Consider the following 22225-nt stretch of genomic DNA (forward strand, 5'->3'; position numbering starts at 1 on the left):
GGGGTTTTTTTCTTTTCCTCCCCCCCTCTTTTTGTTTTTTTTTGTTTTTTTTTTCCCCCCCCCCCCCCCCCCCGGTGCCCGGGTCCGCGGCCGCGGTCTCGATTGTTGGAATCTATAAACGTTTCCGATATCCGTTCCACCTTGTCACAATCGAAGGTCACGACATGGCAACGGGTTCTCGCGGTAGCGTGAGTCCCTGCCCAGCGGCCCTGGGTGGGAAGGAATTACCATGTCTGTCGCAGCCTCAGCCGAACCATTTCTCACTTCGTCCGGTCGGCCGGTATCCACTCCCCTGAAGGATGTACGGACCATTTCCCGTCAGATGGTCGGCCATTTCATCGAAAATGTCGTTCCGTGTGCCACCCTGCCCGGTGAAGCGCTCGACGGCGATATCACCACGGTGACGCGGGTCTGCCTGGAATTGACCAACAGCATGCTGGACGGCCGCGATCTCCGCGGCCGCACCCAACGGGTACAGGACGCCGCCGCCGACTGGGCGCGCGAGGGCATCCCGATCGACACCATCCATCACGCCATCCATGAGGGCTTCAAGCTCGGTTTCGACTTGATCCTGGAAAATGGCACCATCCACGATTTCGACACCGCGGTCGGAGTGGCCAGGCGATTGATGGACGCCCAGGACATGATCAACTCGGCCGTATCGGTGGCCTATGTGCGCGAACTGCGTTCGGTGGTCGGCGAACACCACACCGCGGTGCACACCTTGACCTCGGCGCTGCTCGGCGGGCAGAGCACCTCCACCATGGCCCGCGAGTGCGGCATCGAGGTGGCCGAGCGCTATCACGTTGTGGCGCTGGAGCTTCCACCACATCCCGAGGAGCAGGTCTCGGCGCTCGACGAGAAGATCGTGGCGCGCCGGAAGCTGCGCCGGGTGCAGGCCGAACTGGCCAACCGGTGCGCGGGCAAGGTGCTGTCGCTGCTCAGCGTCGACGGCGGCACCCTACTGCTGCCCGCCACCGAGTTCACCGACGACGACCTCGACCAACTGATCGACAACCTCTCCGCCGCAGGCCAGGTCCCGATCCGGGCGGTCGCGACGACGGCGGCACCCGCGCAGATCCCCGGCATCGCCGAGCAGGTCCACGAATTGGTCGATATCGTGCACCTGCTCGGCGGCGAGAGCAAGGTGTATCGCCCACACGAGCTGGCCTTCGAATACCAATTGACCCGGCCGGGCCCGGCCCGCGACTACCTGAGCTCGGTCCTGGATTCCCTCGAGGCGCACCCGGAATTGCTCACCACGCTCGAGGTCCACATGGCCACGAATATGCAGCGCTCCCGCTCGGCCCGCAAACTCTACGTGCACACCAACACCGTGGACTACCGGTTGAAACGCATCGGCCAGATCACCGGATTCGACCCGAACGATGTCACCGGCCTGTGCTATCTGCGCGCGGCCCTGCTGATTCGCGCCCACCGCGTGCGCAGCACCGTCGACGTCGCCTGATCCGGCGACGCCGGCCGTCACGCCTCACATTTCGCTGGGCTGTTTCGTCGCAGTGGTGTCACGTTCCGGGCTCGGGCGGTGTCTTGTGTCCGGCCCCGAATATCACTCGATCGAAAGAAGCCCATGACACTGTCTGTTGTGGTCGGCGCCGGCGGCGTCGGCACCCTCACCGCACAACTGCTGGCCGATGCCGGGCACGAGGTCCGGTTGATCACGCGTAGCGGGAGCGGGCCGCGCGATCGGCATATCCAGTGTGTCGCCGCCGATGCCGGCGACACCGCCCGGCTGATCGAGCTGACCACCGGAGCGCAGACGCTGTTCAACTGCGCCGCGCCGCCGTATCACCGCTGGCGCACGCAGCTGTTGCCGCTGTTCGGCTCCCTGCTGCGAACCGCGGAGGCGACCGGTGCCGGATACGTGATGCTCGGCAACCTGTACGGGTACGGAGCACCCGCGGCGGCGATGACCGAGGAGACGCCGATGGCGCCGAATTCGGTCAAGGGCCGGGTGCGCGCGCAGGCCTGGCAGGAGGCGATGGCGGCCTACGAGGCAGGGCGGGTGCGGGTCACCGAAGTGCGGGCCAGTGATTTCCTCGGCCGCGGCGGCCGGTCCACCTTCGCCGTCATGGTGGCGCCCAAGGTCTTATCCGGGAAGACGGCGCTGTTGCCAGGGGATCCGGATGCGCCGCACAGCTGGACCGGTACCGGCGACGCGGCCCGCACGCTCATCGCCCTCGCCCAGGACGAACGCGCCTGGGGCCGGGCCTGGCACGTACCCACCAGTCCACCCGTCTCACCCCGGCAGCTGGCCGAGCGGCTCGCCCGGGTCGCCGGCGCACCCGCGCCGACATTGCGCCGCATGCCCGGGTGGATGCTGCGCGTGGGCGGTCTGACCTCCCCGATCGTCCGGGAGCTCCGCGAAGTGCAGTACCAGCTCGACCAGCCGTTCGTGGTCGACTCCACCTTCACCGAGCAGACATTCGGCATCACGCCGACATCGCTGACCGACATCCTGCACGACATGGTGCCCGCCCCCTGACCCTGGACGAACCGGACGTCGGGGCGAAATATCCCATCATCCCAGCACTAATCGGGATCGATCTCTCCGGCGTGAACGCGATCATCCCGGGTATCCGCGCAACGGGGACAACGACCCGAGGAGGCACACTCATGGCACATCAGCTCACCCGGCTCGGCGCGGCGGCGGCGATCGCGACCGCAGCGGTCATCGCCGGTTCAGGACAGGCTGCCGCACAGCCGACCAGCGTCACGATCGACGGCAATATGCAGGTCCTCGGCATGAACGTGCTGCACGTCGACGCACAGAGTTCACCGGGTAATCCCACAACCGGCACCTATGTGGCCACCGCCAAGCTCGGCAATATGAACCTGCCGATCCGCGTCACCGGACCGGTGACCTGCCTGACGGTCCGCGACAACACCGTCTCGCTGGTCTACCCGATCACCACCATGGAACCGGTGATGCTGTTCCCGCCGGATTCGATGGCCATCCAGATCACGGTCATGAAGGGCCAGGCCGGTGAGCCGAACCGGATCGGCTACGGCGTGCCGATGCCGACCAGCAGCTTCCGCGGCTGCGAACCGGGCCCGACCCCACTGATGTTCGACGGGACCATCGACATCAGGTGATTCCGGGGTAGCCGTCCCGGAAGCCGCATCGACTACCGGGCCGGGCCTGCCGAGGCCCGGTCACAGTCGTTGACGCGCACACCTCTCCCGGATCAGCGGCCGGGAGGCGGCCCGACGCGGGTCGGGACCGATCACGGACACGAGGCCGATGATGCCTCCGGCCTCGCACCGACGCGACTAGCGTGCGTCACATGAGTGGCGTCAGCGATCCACCGGACAGCGACAACACCGACCGCGAACCCTCCGTTACCGCGACATCGGATGCCGCCGACGCCGCCACCTTCCATTCCGCCCATCCCGCGCATCCGGCGGCCGGGCGCGGGTCGGTCAACAAGCCGGTGTTCCTCGCCGCGGCCGGCATCGTGCTCGTGTTCGCGATCTGGGCACTGGCCGCCCCGGAAAGTGCGGAAACCGTCGTCGGCGAGGTCAAGACGTTCATCTCCACCTGGTTCGGCTGGTGGTATTTCCTCCTGGCGACCGGCATCGTCGGTCTCGTCGTGTTTCTCGGTGTCAGCCGGTACGGCCGCTACCGGCTGGGGCCGGAGGAATCACGCCCGGAGTACAGCCTGTTCACCTGGACCGCCATGCTGTTCGCCGCCGGTATCGGCATCGACCTGATGTTCTTCTCGGTCGCCGAACCGGTCTACAACTACCTCTACCCGCCCACCGGCCCCGCCCAGACCAACGAGGCCGCCCGGGCGGCGACGACCTGGACGATTTTCCATTACGGCCTCAGCGGCTGGGCGATGTACGCGCTGATGGGCGCGGCGCTCGCCTACTTCGCATTCCGGCACAATCTGCCGCTGACCATCCGCGCCGCCCTCTACCCCATCGTCGGTAAGCGGGTGCACGGCCGCTGGGGCGACGCCATCGATGTGGCCGCCGTCCTCGGCACCATTTTCGGCATCGCGACCTCGCTCGGGATCGGGATCGTGCAACTCAACTACGGCTTGCACGAAATGTTCGGCATCGACCAGGGCAAGGCCGCCCAGATCGGCCTGATCGTGCTGTCGGTGATCGTGGCGACCATATCGGCGACCACCGGTGTCGATCGCGGTATCCGGCGGCTGTCGGAACTCAACGTCATCATGGCGATCGCGCTGCTGATCTACATCCTGGTGGCGGGGCGCTCGGATTTCCTGCTCAATGCCCTCGCCCAGAACGCCGGCGATTACGTCTCGACCTTCCCCGATCGCACCCTCGACACCTTCGCCTGGGAACGCAATCCGGAGACGCCGAACCAGCCGACCGCTTGGCTGGATGCCTGGACGTTGTTCTTCTGGGCCTGGTGGGTGGCGTGGGCGCCGTTCGTCGGACTGTTCCTGGCGCGCATCTCGCGCGGGCGCACCCTGCGCCAATTCGTTTTCGGCGTGCTGGTGGTGCCGTTCAGCTTCATCCTGATGTGGATCTCGATCTTCGGAAACAGCGCGCTCGACCTCGCTCGCAAGGACGCCGAATTCGCCGAGACGACGGCCGCGCAGGCCGAAGTCGGCTTCTATTCGCTGCTCGAGCAGTACCCGGGCGCACCCTTGCTGCTCGGCATCGCGACCATCACCGGCCTGTTGTTCTACACCACCAGCGCCGATTCGGGTGCTCTCGTGATGGGCAATTTCACCTCGCGGCTGCCGAATCCGATGGCCGACTGCGCCAAGGGCACCCGCATCTTCTGGTCGGTGGCGATCGGTTTGCTCACGCTGTCGATGCTGTTCGCCGGCGCGGGTGGCTCCATCAGCACGCTGCAGAACGCGACCATCATCATGGGGCTGCCGTTCTCATTCGTGCTCGCGCTGATCGGCATCGCGTTGCTGCGCTCGGTACGCAACGAGTCCTACAAACTCGACAGCTTCCGCACCGCACTGCCGCACGCCATCGCGGCGGGGCGCGGGCCGGCCGAACACGGCAGTTGGCGCCGCCGGCTGCTGGCCACCATCAGCTATCCAGGGCCTGCGGCCACGCGCCGGTTCATGACCACCTCGGTGCTACCCGCGGTGCGCGAGGTCGGCGCCGAGTTCACCAGGGCCGGTGTGGCGGCGACCATCGATGAGTCCGCGCGCAACGAGGGCATGCCGACCACGCGGCTGCTCGTCGACCAAGCCAATGAGCCCCGCTTCGAATACTGCGTGTGGCCGGTTTCGGCCCCGACCCCGACCTACGCCGTTCTCGCCCAGCGCTCGCAGGACCGGTATTTCCGCTGCGAGGTCTATCTGGCGGAGGGGTCGCAGGGCTATTCGCTCAACGGCTACACCCGCGAGCAGATCATCGGCGACATTCTCGACCAGTACGAACGTCATCTCGGCTACCTGCATCTGCGGCGCTCGGCGACCGATCATCACGAGCCGGATCCCGGCGACGTCGACACCGACAGCGATCCGGAAGGGAGAACCACCGCATGAGTGAGACCCTCTATATCGACGGCGCCTGGACCGCTGCCAGGTCCGGCGATACTCGCGAGATCCGTTGTCCGGCGGATAATTCCCTCGTCGGCGTGGTCGCCGAAGCGGACGCCGCCGACACCGAGGCCGCCATAGCCGCGGCCCGGCGCGCCTTCGACGACGGCCCCTGGCGCCGGACCTCGGCCGACGAGCGCGGCGATCTGCTGCTGAAGGTCGCCGACGCCATCGATGCCAGGCGCGAGGAATTCGTCCGCGCGGAGACTCTGGACACCGGTAAGCGGCCCTACGAATCCGATATCGACATGTCCGATATCGCCCACTGTTTCCGGTATTTCGGCAAACTCGCCGGCGAAGACGCCGGCCGCGTGGTCGACGCGGGCTCACCGGATGTCGATTCCCGCATCGTCTACGAGCCGGTCGGGGTGTGCGGGCTGATCACACCGTGGAATTACCCGCTGCTGCAAGTGGCGTGGAAGGTCGCACCCGCCCTGGCCGCGGGAAACACCTTCGTTCTGAAACCCGCTGAACTGACACCGCATACCTCGATTCTGTTGATGACGGTGCTGCACGAGCTCGGCGTGCCGCCGGGCGTGGCGAATCTGGTGCTCGGGGCGGGTGCGACCGCGGGTGCGCCGCTGTCCTCGCATCCCGATGTCGACCTGGTCTCGTTCACCGGCGGTCTGGCCACCGGCAGGATCATCGCCCGCGAAGCCGCCGCCACGGTCAAGAAGGTGGCCCTGGAGCTCGGCGGCAAGAACCCGAATGTGGTGTTCGCCGATGCCTGCGACACCGATGAGCGGCTCGCCGCCGCCGTCGACAACGCGCTCAACGCCGCGTTCCTGCATTCCGGCCAGGTGTGTTCGGCCGGTGCGCGGCTGGTGATCGAGGAACGCGCGCACGACCGGTTCGTCGACGAGCTGGTGCGCCGCGCCGAGCAGATCCGGCTCGGCCTGCCCTTCCACCCCGACACCGAGACCGGGCCGCTGATCTCGGCCGCACACCGCGAGAAGGTGCACGGCTATGTCGAGCAGGCCCGCGCCGACGGCGCCGTGATCCGCACCGGCGGCGCCTTCGCCACCGGCGACCGCGGCGCGGGCAACCTCGACGACGGCTATTTCTATCTGCCGACCGTCATCGACCGCGCCACCCGCGCGATGGCGTGCGTGCACGATGAGGGATTCGGGCCGACGGTGACCGTCGAGACGTTCACGACCGAGGACGAAGCCGTCGCCATCGCCAACGACACCGACTACGGACTGGCCGGCGCCGTATGGTCCGCCGATGCCGCGCGGGCCCGCCGCATCGCCGGTCGATTGCGGCACGGAACCGTGTGGGTCAACGATTTCGGGCCGTATCTGCCGCAGGCGGAATGGGGCGGCTACGGCCGCTCCGGGATCGGGCGTGAGCTCGGGCCGTCCGGCCTGCACGAGTATCGCGAGGCCAAGCACGTCTACGAGAATCTCCGGCCGGGCGTCACCGGCTGGTTCGCCGACCGGAAGGAGCAGTCGTGAGCGAATACGATTACGTGGTCGTCGGAGGCGGGTCGGCCGGTGCGGCTGTCGCGGCACGGCTGTCCGAGGACCCGGCGGTGACGGTGTGCCTGCTCGAGGCGGGGCCGAGCGACGTCGGCGACGAGGCGATTCTGCGGCTGGACCGCTGGATGGAGCTGCTCGAATCGGGCTACGACTGGGACTATCCGATCGAGCCGCAGGAGAACGGCAATTCGTTCATGCGCCATGCCCGGGCGAAGGTGCTCGGCGGATGCTCCTCGCACAACAGCTGTATCGCGTTCTGGGCACCGCGCGAGGACCTCGATTCGTGGGAACGTGAGCACGGCTGCACCGGCTGGGGCGCGGATTCGGTGTATCGGCTCTACAGCCGGATCGAGACCAACGACGCACCCGGCGACCATCACGGGCGCGGCGGGCCGGTGCACATCATGACCGTGCCGCCGAATGATCCGTGCGGGGTCGCGCTCCTGGACGCCTGCGAGGCCCTCGGTATTCCGCGTGCGGAGTTCAATACCGGAACCACGGTGATCAACGGCGCCAACTTCTTTCAGATCAATCGCCGAGCCGACGGCACTCGCGCCTCGTCCTCGGTCAGTTATCTGCACCCGGTCCTCGACCGGCCGAATCTGACCGTCCGGACCGGCGCGTGGGCCAAGGCCATCGTGCTCGACGGTGGCCGGGCCGTGGCGGTCGAGATCACCGACAATGCCTTCGGCCGCACGACCCGGGTGACGGCCGGCCGCGAGATCATCGTCTCCGCCGGTGCGATCGACTCGCCGAAACTGCTGATGCTCTCCGGCATCGGGCCGGCGGATCATCTGCGGGCCAACGGCATCGAGGTGCTGGTCGACTCCCCCGGTGTGGGCGCCCATCTCCAGGATCACCCGGAGGGCGTGATCGGCTTCGAGACGACACGCCCGATGGTGACCAGCTCGACCCAGTGGTGGGAGGCCGGCATCTTCACCACGACCGTCGACGGGCTCGACCGGCCGGACCTGATGATGCATTACGGCAGCGTGCCGTTCGATATGCACACCGTGCGCCAGGGCTACCCCACCGCCGAGAACACCTTCTGCCTCACTCCCAACGTCACCCATGCCCGGTCGAGGGGTACGGTGCGGCTGCGCTCCCGCGATTTCCGCGACAAGCCGCGGGTGGATCCGCGCTATTTCACCGACGCCGAGGGTCATGACATGCGCGTGATGATCGCCGGATTGCGCAAGGCCCGCGAGATCGCGGCGACCGCGCCGCTGGCGTCATGGGTGGCGCGCGAGCTGTATCCGGGCCCCGGCACCAGCTCCGATGCCGAACTCGCCGACTACATCCGCCGGACGCACAACACGGTCTATCACCCGGCGGGGACGGTGCGGATGGGCGCCGAGGACGACCCATTGAGCCCGCTGGATCCGCAGCTGCGGGTCAAGGGCGTGGACGGTTTGCGGGTCGCGGACGCGTCGGTTTTCCCCGCGCACACGACAGTCAACCCCAACATCACGGTGATGCTGGTCGGTGAGCGCTGCGCCGAACTCGTCGCCGCGGCGCGCTAGCCGTGGGTGCGGAGCGCGAGCTACCCGACGGCGCGGTCTACACCGTCGGGCATTCCACGATGTCGATCGAGGATTTCGTGGCACTGTTGCGCGGCTATGGCATTCGCCGTCTCGCCGACATTCGCACGATTCCGCGTTCCCGGCACAATCCGCAGTTCAACAGCGACGATTTGGCGGTGAGCCTGCACGACGCCGGTATCGGCTACACACATCTGGCAGGGCTCGGCGGGCTGCGCCATTCCAGGAAGGATTCGCCGAACACCGGATGGCGGAACACGAGTTTCCGTGGATACGCCGACTACATGCAGACCACCGAATTCGAGGACGCGCTCAGCGAACTCATGCGTCTGGCCCGGGAAGAACGCACCGCGATCATGTGCGCCGAGGCCGTGCCCTGGCGGTGCCATCGTTCGCTGGTCGCCGACGCGCTCACCGTGCGGAATGTGCCCGTCGTCGAGATCATGTCGGCGACCAGTCGGCGCCGCCATACGCTCACCTCCTTCGCGCGGGCCGAGGGAACGCGGCTCACCTACCCGCCCGAGGACGCGACATCACCGTGATCCGCGCGCGGCAGCGTCGGCGGCCGCAGCCCCCTTTCGATCTGCGCACCGCCGGGCGATCGGGTCGCGACACCGGCATGCAAGGCTCATCTGCGCGCGGTCGGGTCCTTCCATTCGAAGCAGCCGGTGGCGTGCCGGGTGGTGGTGGTTCCGCGGCGCAGTTCCGCGGTGACCCGGCCTTGCGCGCCGTTGGTGAAATGACGGGTATCCGAGCCGGTTCCGTGCCACGGCGGGTCGATCGCGACGGTTTTGCGGCGGGATACCGAGTCGCAGATGATGTCGTAGTCGTAGCCGGGTCCGTGCGGTGCGCCTGCGGGGGCGTCGCTCGGCGACTGTGTGCCCTGATAGGCGTACACGTGCAGGCTGTCGGCTTCGCCGTCGGCGCAGCTGTAGGTGACGGTGACTTCGAGGGTTCCGCCGCTGTCATCGGCGGCATCGGGCGAGTGCACGAAGGTGACGTCCTCGATGGCGAGGACTCCCCCGTATTCCGCGGCGGCCGGGGCGAACCCGGCCCCCGCGAGGACACCGATCGTTATCGCGATGATGGCGGCGATTCGAGCGATGCCGCGCGAGCCGAACATGTCATACCCTCCACGAAGTACCAGCGTTGACGTCGCACCTCGGCGGTGCGAACCTGCTACGACATTCGTCGCCGATCCCGTCGTGGATAGGTGGGTGGGCTAACTCCGCCCCCATAGGCGACCCCAGACGGTGGCAGTACCCTTGCGGCCCTTGGCAACCGGCTCCTGCGCCGGCTCATCTTCGGCATGCCCGCAGCCGCGTACTCGTCCGCATCCGTCGGTATTCGCAACCGGTTCCTCGCGCGGCACTGCCGCCCACGCCGTCGGCGCGGTCGGTGTGTCGGTGAGGGCGGGCAGGACGACCGTTGGCTCGTCATCGAGTTCGGCCCGCATGCGGGTGAAGTACGTGTCGAGCGAGCCGTACCGGACCGTCACTTCGTCGACGAATTCCAGCACAGCCGACTGTGAGCGCATCTGCATCGTTGTCCTTTCCTCGAAATCCAGTACCGACCTGACCACCGAACGCCATGCGTGAGCGCGAATCCCACAGCAGGGCAGGAGTTCACAGGGATTCGCGCAACGCCGGGCCGTGCCGTAGGGGGTGCCGACCGGTCTCCGCCCCCTGCACCGCGCCGCGGCTCACATCTACTCTAGCCACATTTCAGCTAATTCGCCGCTGCCGCCCGAGATTGTGAGATCGTTGGAGCGGCCACCCGACGGGCGGTGCGACACACTCCGGACAAGTGGAACTACTTTTCAGAAGGAGTAACCATGGTGAGTGCAGGTGGATACGATCCTCGGCTCGGTTCGGCTGCCGGGGTCACTCCCGGCGGACTCGGCAAACGCGCCGCAGCCCGTTTCATCGACTGGATCCTCGCCGCGATCATCGGCGCGATCTTCTTCTGGCTACTGAACATGGCATGGGACACCCCCGACTGGGTATCCATCCTGCCCGGCGCCGGTTTCGGCTTCCTGTACTTCCTCGTCTTCGAGGTGGCGAGCGGGTCGACGCCGGGCAAGAAGATTCTCGGACTGCACGTCAACGGGTCCGGGGGCGCACCGAAGCCGAGCGTCAAGGATTCCGCGCTGCGCAATGCCTACATGCTGCTGAACCTGATTCCCTGGGTCGGCCCGATCCTGTGGTTCATCGCCGCGATCGCGATCGCGGTCACGATCAGTTCGAGCCCGAGCAAGCAGGGCTGGCACGACAGGCTGGCGGGTACGCAGGTCATCGACGAATGACGTCGTCGGTGCCGGATCGAGGCAGGCCGAGGCTGACGGTGGCCGATGATAGGACATGCCCATGGCATTGAATTGGAAGCTCGTCATCGATAGCCGCGATGCGGCCACGCTGGCCGATTTCTGGGCCGCGGCGCTCGAATACGAGGTCGAGGATCCCAGCGACCTCGTCGACCGGCTGCTGGCCGCCGGCCAGCTCCCGGAAGCCGCGGTGCGCGAGCATCACGGCCGCAAGACCTTCCGTGGTTACGCCGCGATCCGGCACCCCGACGATCCGTTCGACCCGGTCAGCGGCGTCGGCCAGGGCAGACGGCTGCTGTTCCAGGACGTCCCTGAGGCCAAGACCGTGAAGAACCGCCTGCACATCGACGTGCACAGCGCACCAGCGAGCCTCGAGGAGCTCGTGCAGCGGCTCGAAGGCCTCGGTGCCACCCGGGTTCAGGAGTTCGACCGCGGGCCTGCCGGGCACTGGTGGATCATGCTCGATCCGGAAGGCAACGAGTTCTGCGCCGCCTAGCCGGCTTGGCCGGCGCCTGAGCCATCGCCGGCAGATACCCGGGCCGACGGGGCAACCGACGGATTCGGCTCCCCCGGGGTGCCCTCGTGCGCTTATATCGAGGGATGGATCTACAGACGATCGCGGATCGGATCGCCATCGGCGACCTGCTCACCCGCTACGCGCATGCCGTCGACACCAAGGACTGGCAGCTCTACCGCACGGTGTTCACCCCGGATGCCCACATCGACTACACCACCGCGGGCGGGCCGAGCGGCGATCTGGACACCGTGGTGTCGCAACTGTCGGTGGCGCTCGAATTGTTCTCCCGCACCCAGCATTTCGTCTCCAATATCGACGTCACGCTCGACGGCGATCAGGCTCGGGTGCGGGCGATGTTCTTCAACCCGATGATCGTCTCGACCGGTAAACAGTTCTTCTGCGGCGGCTGGTACAACCACGATCTCGTCCGGACCGCCGACGGCTGGCGCAGCAGCCGCCTGGTGGAGGATTCGGCGTGGTTCGAGGGACTGGAGCAGGCCTTCACCTGAGCGGAACCGGCCGCGCACCGCGCGCCCGAATTCGTCACCCCGAATTTGTAACATGTTCTTGTTTTGCCGCGTGTGCCGTGTCAGGCTCGAGCGATGGACCTGGTGGCAGTCGAAGCCATTCGCACGCTCAAGTACAAGTACTTCCGCACGCTCGATCTGAAGCTGTGGGACGAGTTCGGCGACACCCTCGCCCACGATGTCGAGGGCCGCTACGGCACCCATGCGCTGGGTGAGCCGCTGGTGCTGAACGGGCGGGAGGCCGTCGTCGGATTCCTGCGCGACAATATGGGCCCGGGCATCGTCACCACGCATGTCGCCAACCACCCGGAGATCAGCGTCGACGGCGAGGACGCCACCGGCAGCTGGTTGTTCGAAGACACCGTCATCGCCACCGACTACGGTGTGCTCATCCGCGGCTCCGGCTACTACTCCGACCGGTATCGCCGCGATCCCGACGGGGTCTGGCGCATCACCGCCACCGGATACGTCCGCATCTACGAATCCTCGCAATCGCTGGCCGACACACCCAGCCATCGGCTGCTGTCGAACATGTGGGCTCCGTCGGCGTGAACCGCACGGCAGACGCAGGCAACAGGAGCGACCGCCCCGCCGAGCCCAGCCGCTGATCCGCCTCAGCGCCTGATCGGCGGGTTATTCTCGAGTCAGGCCCCGCACGCGGGGACGTCCCTGGTTCGCGAAGAATCGAGGCCGACGATGGCCGACCTGCCGCCGACCCAGCGCAACCGAGCTGCCGGGATCATCGCGGAACTGAATACCGAAGGCCTCGAGCAGGCCGAAGAGATCGGGCGGGGCGGCTTCGGCGTGGTGTACCGGTGCACCCAATCCGAGTTGAACCGGGTCGTCGCGGTCAAGGTCCTCACCTCGGATCTGGCCGCCGAGAATCTGCAACGATTCCTGCGCGAACAACGCGCGATGGGGCAACTGTCGGGGCATCCGCACATCGTCGACGTCTTCCAGGTCGGCACCACCACCGGCGGCCACCCCTACCTCGTGATGCCCTATCACGGGCACGGCTCGCTGGAACGGCGCATCCGCGATTCCGGGCCGCTCGACTGGACCGAGGTCTTGGCCGTCGGCGTCAAGATCGCCGGTGCGCTCGAGGCCGCTCATCGAGTCGGCACCCTGCACCGTGATGTGAAGCCGGGCAATATCCTGCTCACCGATTACGGCGAGCCACAGCTGTCGGATTTCGGTATCGCCCGCCCGGCCGGCGACTTCCAGACCGCGGCCGGGATCATCACCGGCTCACCGGCCTTCACCGCGCCGGAGATCCTGGAAGGCGAGGCGCCCACCGTCGCCTCCGACATCTACGGCCTCGGCGCCACGCTGTTCTGCGCGTTGACCGGCCATGTGGCCTATGAGCGGCGCGAAGGCGAACAGGTGCTGGCGCATTTCCTTCGGGTGGCCGCGCAGCCGGTGCCCGACCTACGCCACCAGGGCATTCCCGAGGACGTGTCCGCAGCGATCGAGCAGGCCATGGCCCGTCGACCGGCCGAGCGATTCGAATCCGCCGCCGCGCTCGGTGAACACCTGCGCGGCATCCAACGCCGACACGACCTGCCCGTCGACGAGCTGCCGCTGCCGCCGGCCACCACACCCCGGATCGCCACCGCCTCGCATACGACACACCCGCGCGGACGCAGCACCGCTCCCCCGACCCCGGCCACGAAATACCGGCCGCCGACCTCGGCGCGTTCGCCCATCATCAGGAAGCGGCTGCTGGACCGGCTCCGCTCGGGCGCAGGCAAGCGGGTGACGCTGATCCACGCGCCCAGCGGATTCGGCAAGACCACCCTGGCCGCGCGCTGGCGCGACGAAGTCTGTGAGGCGGGCGGCGCGGTGGCCTGGCTGACCGTCGACAGCGACGACGACAACCCGGTCTGGTTTCTCGAACATCTCGTCGAGGCGATTCGCCTGCCACGGCCGGCGCTGGCCGCCGAATTGGCACAGCTGCTCGAACAGCATCCCGACGATCCCACCCGCCACGTCCTGACCGCGCTGATCAACCGGTCGCACGGCGCCGACGATCAGCTGACGCTGGTGCTCGACGACTGGCAGCGGGTCACCGCGCCGGAAACGGTCGCCGCGCTGCGTTTCCTGCTCGAGCACGGCTGCCATCATCTGCCGCTGGTGCTCACCAGCACCTCCACCGCCGACCTGCCGCTGAGCCGGCTGCGATTGAGCGGGGAGCTGGTCGAGATCGATACCGACGCTTTGCGTTTCGATGCCGATGAAGTACGGGCCCTGCTGGCCGAGGCGGGCTGCCTGCGACCGGCGCTCGATATCGAGGCGCTGACCGACACCACCGACGGGTGGGCGGTCGCGCTGCAGTTGGCGGTGCTGTCGTTGCGCGCCGGAGACGACCCCGCCCAGCTGCTCACCGCGCTGACCGAGCATGCCGACATCGGCGATTATCTCGCCGAGAACGTCCTCGACGGGCTCGACGAGGCCACCGTCGAATTCCTCACCACCACCGCCATCTGTGACCGGCTGTGCGGTGGCCTGGCCACCGCGCTCACCGGTTCCGAGGGCGCGGCGGCGACCCTGGCCGATATCGAGCACCGCGGCCTGTTCCTGGAACGGGTGGGACCGGATCGCCAGTGGTATCGATATCACCAGCTCTTCGCCGGATACCTGCGTCGGCGTCTCGCGCGCGATCGCCCACCGCACGACATCGACGCGCTGCACCTGCGCGCCGCGGCGTGGTTCGCCCGCCACGATCTACTGAACGAGGCGGTCGATCATGCGCTCGCCGCCGGGGACCCCTGGCATGCGGTCGAGCTCGTCGAACAGGGCGCCACCGATCTGCTCGAACACGCCAAGATGACCACGTTGCTCGGCATTCTCGGCAAGCTCCCGGCGTCCGCGATCGCGTCCCGGCCGCGCATTCAGCTGTGGATCGCCTGGGTGAATCTGGTGCTACGGCGCCCGAGCACGCCGGCCGCGGTCTCGCTCGCACGGTTCACCGCCGCCCTGGATCAGACGTCGGCGAGCGAGTCCGAGATCGCCGACCTGCGCGCGGAAGCCGCCGTGATCGACAGTGTCGCCGAGATTTTCAACGACCGTCTCGACAAGATCGACGCCTTGCTCGCCGATGCGCTGTCGCGGCCCGATGATTTCCCGCCGCGAGTCACCGGAGTCGCGGGCAATATCGACTCCTTCGCCTCGATCTACCGTTTCGAGTTCGACGCGGCCCGGCGGCGCCAGCTCTGGGTGAGGCCGTATCACGAAGCGACCGGCCCGTTCGTGCGAGTGTACGGCCGCTGCGCCACCGCGATCGCCGCGCGCGAGCAACTCGATATACCCGCCGCGTTCGCGTCGTTCGATGCGGCCTTCGAGTTGGCGGTCGAGACGATGGGCCCGCGCTCACATGCGGCCAGGATCGCCGGCGCGCTGCTCAGCGAACTGCGCTACTACAGCGGCGACCTCGACGGCGCCCTGCGCTTGCTGCCCGACTTCCGCGAATTGGCCGCCGAGGGCGGCGGTCTGGTCGATGTGATGATCGCGACCTATGCCACCGCTGCCCGGGTCGAAGCCGCGCACGGTGACCTCGATGCCGCGGTCTTGCGGCTCGCGGAGGGGATGCGGCAGGCCGAACTGCTGGGACTGGCGCGTCTGGCGGCCCGGCTACGCACTGAGCGCATCCGGCTGGGTTTCGGCGTCCCGGAGACGTCGGCCCGCCAGTTGCTGCGGCCCCGATCGCTCGACTGTGGCGACGGAATAGCCACTGTCACAGCCGAATTGGACGAGGATTCGGCGATCCGGTTGCTGCTGCTGCGAGATCGCGGTGACGAAGCCGCCGCGCGGGCACGCGCGCTCGCCGCCGCTATCGATCCCGGCCGCCGTCCGCTGGCCGCGCTGGGGGCGACGTTACTGCTGAGCGCTGTACTCAGCGCGACCGGGGATGTCGATGAGGCCGAGCGGATCCGGGCCCCGGCGGCCGGGCGTTGCCTCGAGAGCGGGCTGTCGCAGTACCTGCTCGACTCGACGACGGTCCTGACTTCCTGATCAGCCGGCATCGGGGTCGCGATTACTGCGTGGACCGGCTCGTCTCCTCGACGGCGTCCGGGTACACGGGCAGCTGGTCATCCCACGGCTGCCTGGTCACCATGTCGACCACTCGCACTGTGCCGCGCTCGAATTCGCCGGTGGCGGCGTCGACGAGGCGGTAGCGCTGGGTCTGGGTGTGGATGGGCTGGGCGTCGAGCAGCACCACCCGCACTTCGCCCGGCTCGAATCCGCAGCGCTGATGCAGGGCCTCGATCAGCTGTTCGTTGTGCAGGTGACCGTCGCCGAAGTTCCAGCCGAGTGCGGTGGAGCAGATGCGTTCACCGTCGGTGATCGTGTACTCGGCTTCGTCGTGGCCGGCCATCGCACGATGGGCCAGGGTGAACAAGGCCCGGCCGTGCGTGTTGAACGAGCGGAACGCGTACCCCAGATACAGCGGGATCTGGGCGGCCTCCTTGCTGCCGTAGTACCGCTCGAGCTGAGCGGCGGGCATGGCCGCGACCGCGATGATGCCGGAGCGGATCTTCGCCTCGGCCGAGGGCTTGATGCACCACAGGGTGGTGTCCCAGTTCCCGGCGTAATACCGCATCCCCGGCAGGAACGAGATCTTGGCCGGGAACAGGTTGCCGAGGATCACGATGCCCATGAGCACGACGAACACGGCTGCCATCAACGCCGGGGAATCCACTTGCGCCAGACCGAGATCGGCGTGGCCGACGAACAGGGTGAGTATTCCGAAGATCATGAAGACGTTCCACTCCAGCGGCACACCCATCGGGATGGCCACCAGGATCGTCAGGTGGAAGCAGATCATCACGATGGCGGCCACGGTCGTGAGCGGGCCGCCGTGGCTGAAGAACAGCACCAGCGGCACACATAGTTCCACGGCCGTGCCGCCGTGCGCCAGGACCCGCGAGGGGCGGCCGGGGCGCAGGTCGTCGGGAAACCGTTCGAAGAACATCCGTTTGACGGCCTTGGGCCGCAGCACCGGATTGTTGGACATCATGGTCGACACCACGAACGGGAAGTGCTTGTTCAGCTTGGAGATCGCCGCGCCGATCCAGATGACGACGAAGACGATCTTCGCCGCGACGATCATGTCCACGCCACCGAACAGGAACACCACCGTGAACGATCCGTACACCTCGCCGCGCGCGGCGAGGAAGATGACCTTGTCCCGCAGCCCGAGTACGCCGAGCACGGCGAGGATCGCCACGATCTGCCAGGTCGGCAGCACACCGACGGCGCTGTCGAGTTCCGGGATCGGCCCGGTGCCGTCGGAGCACAGCGCGGCCACCAGCAGCACCAGCAGCGCCGCGTAGAGCAGCGCATCGACCGGAGTGCGTGCGGTGCCCGCCGTGAGCGGCACCCGGCCAGGCCAGGGCGGCAGGCGAATGGTGCCGGGCCGCAGCCAATACAGGATCGACCCCATGGGCGGGAAGAATCGGTTGTTGAGCGGTCCGAAGCCGCAGCCGAGCCCGACCACCTCGAACAGCATGGTGAACAGGACGACCTTCTGGAACACGATCGGTTCGGTCCACCACGTACCGACCTCGGTGAAGCCGTCGATCCCGCTGGTGCTCAGCACGATCAACCACGCGGCGAGGATGTAGAGCGCGATCTTGACGACGTAGAACAGATGCAGCGCCACCGGTGTACCGAAACCGACCTCCGCCCAGTGCCTGGCCATCGGCCGGATCTTCTCCGACCTCGTGCCCTTGCTCCATTCGTCGTAATCGACCACCGGGAGGTTGGGACGAAGAAACCCCATCGCAGCATCCGTTCCGTCGCCAGAATAAGAACGTGTTCTACTTTAACGCGGGGTGCGGGCGGTGTTCGTGGAATCCGGCGCTCGTTCGCACGGGGCGCGGCCGACCGCTGCCCGGGGGTTGCGAGCGATCGGGTGTCGTGAGGTCCTCATGCGGCGAGCCCTCTCGGACCGGGTTGTCCAGCCCGAGAGGGCTCGCGGTGGTGCGGCTGCGAACCGGTGGATCAGCCCTTCACCAGCTCCAGTTCCGGAGTGTCGGGCGCCTGCGGCGCACCGGGTTCGGCGGGCTCCTCCGGCGCACTCGCACGATTGGGCAGCAGTACCGCCACCACGATCACGATCGCCGCCAGCGCGGCGGAGACACCGAACGCCAGCTTCATGCCGTCCAGGTGAGCGGTCGTCGCGTCGACGCCCTGGTCGATCAGCGAGGTGCTGCGAGTGGACATCACGGTCACCACCAGCGCGGTGCCGAGCGCCGCGGCCACCTGCTGCAGGGTGCCGAGCATGGAACTGCCGTGCGAGTACAGATGCTGCGGCAGCGCGCCGAGGCCGAGGGTGAAGACCGGGGTGAACGCCGCGGCCAGCGACACCATCAACAGGATGTGCAGGCCGAGCAGCTGCCAGTACGGCGTGCTCATCGAGATCTGGGTGAATCCGGCCAGCGACACCGTGACCCCGATGGCCGCGGGAACCACCAGCACCCGTCCGCCGAAGCGGTCGAACAGCCGGCCGATGGTCGGACCGAGCAGGCCCATCGCCATGCCGCCGGGCATCACCAGCAGGCCGGTGCTCAGCGGGCTCAGCCCCCGCAGGTTCTGCAGATACAGCGGCAGCAGGATCATCGAGCCGAGCATGGCCAGGAACGCGATCGACATGAAGATCAGCGCCTTGCTGTAGGTGCCCGACAGCAGGATGCGCAGATCCAGTAGCGGGGTTCCGGTGCGCTGCAGCCGCAGCTGCCGCCAGGCGAACACACCGATCAGCGCGATCCCCGCGGCCACGATGAGCGCCGGGGTGGTGACGCTGCCGGTCTCGAAGCGGCTCAGCCCGTACACCAGGCTGCCGAAGCCGAGCGCGGCGAACACCACGCTGGACCAATCGATCGCACCGGCCTCCGGCTCACCCACATTCTCCAGGCGCCGCAGCCCCTGCCAGGTGACCAGGCCCGCGATGGGCAGCACCAGCACGAACAACCAGCGCCAGGAACCGACCTGCAACACCAGCCCCGACAGCACCGGGCCCATGGCGGGTGCGACCGAAATGGCCAGGGTGACATTGCCCATCACGCGGCCGCGGTCACGTTCGGGCACCACCGTCATCAGGGTGGTCATCAGCAGCGGCATCATCACCGCGGTGCCACCGGCCTGGATGACGCGGCCGATCAGCAGCACCGGGAAGTTCGGGGCGACCGCCGACAGGGCCGTACCCGCGAGGAACACTCCCATGGCGATCGCGTAGGCGCGCCGGGTGGTGACCCGTTGCAGGAACCAGCCGGTCACCGGGATGACGGCGGCCATGGTGAGCATGAAAGCGGTGGAGACCCACTGCGCGGAGCGTTCGGTGATCTCGAGATCGGTCATCAACCGCGGGATCGCGTTGATCATGATGGTCTCGTTCAGGATCACCACGAACGTCGCGAGCACCAGCAGCCGGATCACCGCCGGAGTCCGCTGCCCTCCTGTCCGGCGTTCGGTGTGTGCGTCGGGCATCGGGGTACCTCCGGTAATCGTGAGCTCGGTGACGTGTGGCCGATGGCAGGTCATCGTCGACCTCGCGCGGCGCCACACCAGATCAGACGGAATCCATCGGATCGATTCATCGCTCGCGCGCCGATCGGGCGTCGGCGGCGCCCCTCGTCGGCGTCGCCGAGCCGTTTCGGGCTCGGAGAACAGCAAACAAGCTAAACCACGCTCGAGGTCAAGTCATCCCATTTTTCGCGGGGCCGAGCCGTCGATGACGGCAGGCTCGGCGGGGATGCCGAGGATGTCGAGGAAGGCGCCCGCAGCCGGTGTGCGAGTGGTCCGGCTCCAGATGACGTACTCCACGCGGGTCGGCGCATCGGTGATCTCGATGGTGACCACACCGGTCAGCTGCGGCACCCACAGCGCGGGCAGCATGGCGATGCACAGGTCCTGGCTCACCAGGCGGGCGATGTATTCGGCGGAGGTGACCTCGAAGGCGACGTCACGGTCCAGGCCCGCGGCGGCGAAGGCGAGATCGGATTGGGCCCGACCGGCGGTGCCCGGCGGCAGATCGACGAACGTCTCCGCCGACAGCCCGCGCAAGTCGACCGAATCCGCGCCGGCCAGCGGATGTTCGGGTGCGACGACGGCCACGAGCCGGTCGCGAGCCAGTTCGTGCGCGGCCACACCACGGGGACGCGACGTGGGCGGCAGCCCGAGAAACGCCACGTCGAGCGCCCCCTGCTCGACCCGTTCGGCGAGGCCCTCGCTGGCGCCCACCCGCAGATTGATCCGCACGTGCGGGTAACGGCCGCGGAATTCGCGTAACGCCGCGGGCACATCCACCGCGGCAACCGAGGGGATCAATCCGACGGCCAGGCGGCCGCGGATCTCTCCGACCGCCGCGGCCACCTCGGCGGCGGCGCGTTCAGCGGCGTCCAGGCACTGCCGGGCGGCGGGCAGGAACGCCGCACCGGCCGGGGTCAGCCGCACCCGGCGGCTGGTGCGGTCGAACAGCCGCGCGCCGAGTTCGCGTTCCAGGCGGGCGATCTGGTGGCTGAGGGCGGATTGCACGACCAGGCAGCGTTCGGCGGCACGGGTGAAGCTGTTCGTCTCGGCGACGGCCAGCACGTACCGCATCTGTTGCAACTCCATCCATCAATCGTGAATCACGATCGTTGCGGTGACAAACATGTGTTGGATTCATCGTTCGGATCCGGGTGAGATGGTGAGCATGAAAAGTTCAGCAGCGGAACTGGTTTCCGCCGGACCCGCCGCCGGGTCCGGATACGGGAATCTGCCGCTCACCGCATTGACGGCGCTCACGCCGATCACCTGGGGCACCACCTACGTCGTCACCACCGAACTGCTTCCGCCGGGCCACCCGGTGTTCGCTGGGCTGCTGCGCGCCTTGCCGGCAGGTCTGATCGCGCTGGCGTTCACCAGGATGCTGCCGCGCGGCGCGTGGTGGTGGAAGGCGACTGTGCTCGGCGTGCTCTACATCGGTATGCCGTTCCCGCTGCTGTTTCTGTCGGCCGAACATCTCCCGGGCGGGGTCGCGGCGACGTTGGCGGCGGCGCAGCCGCTGGCCGTCGCGGTGCTGGCCGTTCCGGTGCTGCGCGAGCGCCTATCGGCCTGGCGGCTGGGGTGGGGGTTGATCGGCGTGCTCGGCGTCGGCCTGGTGGTGATCGGCCCGGACGCGGGCCTCGACGGCGTCGGCGTGGTGGCCGGGGTGGGGAGTGCCGCGTCGATGGCACTGGCCCTGACGCTGACCAAACGGTGGGGACGCCCAGCCGAGGCCGGCCCGACCACCTTCGCCGGTTGGCTGCTCACCGCCGGCGGGCTGTTCCTGCTACCGCTCACCTTCCTGCTGGAGGGTGCGCCGCCCGCGATCGATGCGGACGCGAGCCTCGGCTACCTCTGGATGGGCTTGGTGGGCGGACTGTTCGCCTATGTCGTGTGGTTCCGCGGCATCGCCACCCTGCCGGTCGCATCGGTGGCGGTGCTGGTGCTGTTGTCGCCGCTGGTGGCGGCGATCCTCGGGGCGCTCCTGCTCGGCCAGACCCTCGGGCCGATCCAGCTCACCGGTTTCGCACTCGCGCTGGCCGCCATCGTCGCGGGCCAGCTGCCCGCACCTGTTCATGATGTTTCACCTCGGAAAGGGACACCTCGATGAAGTTCACTGTTGTCGGAGCCGCGGGCATGGTCGGTTCCCGGGTCGTCGGCGAAGCCGCGCGCCGCGGCCACGACGTCGTCGCCGTCTTCCGTACCCCGCGGCGGGCCGCCCTGCCCGCCGGCGTGGTGACCGTCGCGGGCGAGGCGCGGGATCCGGACCGGATGAGCGGCTTCTTCGCAGGCGCCGACGCCGTCGTCGCGGCGACCCGTCCCGCACCCGGCCACGAAGACACCGTTGCGGCGACGACGACCGCGTTGCTCGACGCCGCCGGCCGGGCGGGCACCCGCATCCTCGTCGTCGGCGGTGCCGCGCCGCTGCGTGTCCCCGGACATCCGGACCGGCTCGTGCTCGACGACACCGGCTACGTCCCGGCCCACATCCGCCCCATCGCCGCCGCCAGCGTCGCACAGCTGGAGGCCTGCCGCGCGCACCCGGCGGACTGGACCTATCTGAGCCCGCCGGCGCTGCTCGAACCAGGTGTCCGCACGGGGCGATACCGCCGTGGCGGCACCGACCTGCTCGTCGCGGCCGACGGCGCGTCCCGGATCTCGGCCGAGGACTTCGCGGTCGCGGTGGTCGATGAACTCGAAACCCGGTGCGGTGCCCAGCATTTCACTGTCGGCTACTAGATCGTC

Annotated in this window: 19 protein-coding genes; 14 read left to right on the forward strand and 5 right to left on the reverse strand. The window is 67.9% G+C overall.

What is annotated here, in order from left to right:
• Positions 1 to 322 precede the first annotated feature (322 nt).
• From AC4HOU_RS01990 to AC4HOU_RS02020, 7 genes are all read left to right on the forward strand, one after another.
• On the forward strand, positions 323 to 1468 hold the full coding sequence (locus AC4HOU_RS01990) for a PucR family transcriptional regulator (protein WP_163810947.1): 1146 nt from the start codon (positions 323 to 325) through the stop codon (positions 1466 to 1468).
• A 123-nt stretch (positions 1469 to 1591) separates the two neighbouring features.
• On the forward strand, positions 1592 to 2506 hold the full coding sequence (locus tag AC4HOU_RS01995; RefSeq protein WP_195019484.1) for an NAD-dependent epimerase/dehydratase family protein: 915 nt from the start codon (positions 1592 to 1594) through the stop codon (positions 2504 to 2506).
• 131 nt (positions 2507 to 2637) lie between these two features.
• On the forward strand, positions 2638 to 3117 hold the full coding sequence (locus AC4HOU_RS02000; RefSeq protein ID WP_163810943.1) for a hypothetical protein: 480 nt from the start codon (positions 2638 to 2640) through the stop codon (positions 3115 to 3117).
• A gap of 191 nt (positions 3118 to 3308) precedes the next feature.
• Positions 3309 to 5510, forward strand: a complete 2202-nt coding sequence (gene betT / locus AC4HOU_RS02005) for a choline BCCT transporter BetT (protein WP_490724075.1) — start codon at positions 3309 to 3311, stop codon at positions 5508 to 5510.
• Positions 5507 to 7021, forward strand: coding sequence for an aldehyde dehydrogenase family protein (locus tag AC4HOU_RS02010; protein ID WP_163810939.1), 1515 nt, complete (start codon positions 5507 to 5509; stop codon positions 7019 to 7021). Before betT ends, AC4HOU_RS02010 begins: the two co-directional genes overlap by 4 nt.
• The gene (locus AC4HOU_RS02015; protein ID WP_163810937.1) at positions 7018 to 8568 is read left to right on the forward strand and encodes a GMC family oxidoreductase; all 1551 of its coding nucleotides are present in this window, start codon (positions 7018 to 7020) and stop codon (positions 8566 to 8568) included. The genes AC4HOU_RS02010 and AC4HOU_RS02015 overlap by 4 nt, the downstream gene beginning before the upstream one ends.
• A 2-nt stretch (positions 8569 to 8570) precedes the next feature.
• Positions 8571 to 9128, forward strand: coding sequence for a DUF488 domain-containing protein (locus tag AC4HOU_RS02020; RefSeq protein WP_490724076.1), 558 nt, complete (start codon positions 8571 to 8573; stop codon positions 9126 to 9128).
• Positions 9129 to 9214: 86 nt separating this feature from the next.
• On the opposite strand, the gene AC4HOU_RS02025 is transcribed toward AC4HOU_RS02020, so the two are convergent.
• Complete coding sequence (locus AC4HOU_RS02025; protein ID WP_195019487.1) at positions 9215 to 9709, reverse strand: hypothetical protein; 495 nt, start codon at positions 9707 to 9709, stop codon at positions 9215 to 9217.
• Between the two features lie 99 nt (positions 9710 to 9808).
• Positions 9809 to 10129: a hypothetical protein gene (locus AC4HOU_RS02030; RefSeq protein ID WP_195019488.1), complete on the reverse strand. Its 321-nt coding sequence runs from the start codon at positions 10127 to 10129 to the stop codon at positions 9809 to 9811.
• 291 nt (positions 10130 to 10420) lie between these two features.
• Between AC4HOU_RS02030 and AC4HOU_RS02035 the strand changes: the two genes are divergently transcribed.
• The 5 genes from AC4HOU_RS02035 to AC4HOU_RS02055 all read left to right on the forward strand — a co-directional run bounded on the left by AC4HOU_RS02035 (position 10421) and on the right by AC4HOU_RS02055 (position 15964).
• A complete protein-coding gene (locus AC4HOU_RS02035; protein ID WP_163810932.1) occupies positions 10421 to 10891 on the forward strand; it encodes an RDD family protein in 471 nt (156 codons plus the stop codon).
• 61 nt (positions 10892 to 10952) lie between these two features.
• Positions 10953 to 11405, forward strand: a complete 453-nt coding sequence (locus tag AC4HOU_RS02040; RefSeq protein ID WP_194991716.1) for a VOC family protein — start codon at positions 10953 to 10955, stop codon at positions 11403 to 11405.
• Positions 11406 to 11509: 104 nt separating this feature from the next.
• Positions 11510 to 11935 (forward strand): nuclear transport factor 2 family protein, encoded by a 426-nt coding sequence (locus AC4HOU_RS02045; RefSeq protein WP_195017007.1) that lies wholly within the window; start codon positions 11510 to 11512, stop codon positions 11933 to 11935.
• A gap of 93 nt (positions 11936 to 12028) precedes the next feature.
• Positions 12029 to 12505, forward strand: coding sequence for a nuclear transport factor 2 family protein (locus AC4HOU_RS02050; protein ID WP_490724077.1), 477 nt, complete (start codon positions 12029 to 12031; stop codon positions 12503 to 12505).
• Between the two features lie 144 nt (positions 12506 to 12649).
• On the forward strand, positions 12650 to 15964 hold the full coding sequence (locus AC4HOU_RS02055; RefSeq protein ID WP_490724078.1) for a protein kinase domain-containing protein: 3315 nt from the start codon (positions 12650 to 12652) through the stop codon (positions 15962 to 15964).
• Between the two features lie 22 nt (positions 15965 to 15986).
• Here AC4HOU_RS02055 and AC4HOU_RS02060 read toward each other — a convergent pair whose 3' ends face one another.
• The 3 genes from AC4HOU_RS02060 to AC4HOU_RS02070 form a co-directional block, all read right to left on the reverse strand.
• Positions 15987 to 17735, reverse strand: a complete 1749-nt coding sequence (locus AC4HOU_RS02060; RefSeq protein WP_490724079.1) for a DUF3556 domain-containing protein — start codon at positions 17733 to 17735, stop codon at positions 15987 to 15989.
• A gap of 221 nt (positions 17736 to 17956) precedes the next feature.
• Positions 17957 to 19441 carry an MDR family MFS transporter gene (locus AC4HOU_RS02065; protein WP_195007090.1) on the reverse strand — a complete coding sequence of 495 codons (1485 nt, stop codon included), beginning with the start codon at positions 19439 to 19441 and terminating at the stop codon, positions 17957 to 17959.
• Positions 19442 to 19654: 213 nt separating this feature from the next.
• The gene (locus tag AC4HOU_RS02070) at positions 19655 to 20569 is read right to left on the reverse strand and encodes a LysR family transcriptional regulator (protein WP_194991054.1); all 915 of its coding nucleotides are present in this window, start codon (positions 20567 to 20569) and stop codon (positions 19655 to 19657) included.
• 79 nt (positions 20570 to 20648) lie between these two features.
• On the opposite strand from AC4HOU_RS02070, the gene AC4HOU_RS02075 reads away from it, so the two are divergent.
• Positions 20649 to 21590 carry an EamA family transporter gene (locus AC4HOU_RS02075; protein ID WP_218586373.1) on the forward strand — a complete coding sequence of 314 codons (942 nt, stop codon included), beginning with the start codon at positions 20649 to 20651 and terminating at the stop codon, positions 21588 to 21590.
• Entirely contained in the window at positions 21587 to 22219 is a 633-nt protein-coding gene (locus AC4HOU_RS02080; RefSeq protein WP_163810915.1) for an NAD(P)-dependent oxidoreductase, read from the forward strand. The genes AC4HOU_RS02075 and AC4HOU_RS02080 overlap by 4 nt, the downstream gene beginning before the upstream one ends.
• Positions 22220 to 22225: the final 6 nt, after the last annotated feature.

The sequence above is a fragment of the Nocardia sp. JCM 38205 genome, assembly GCF_058222935.1.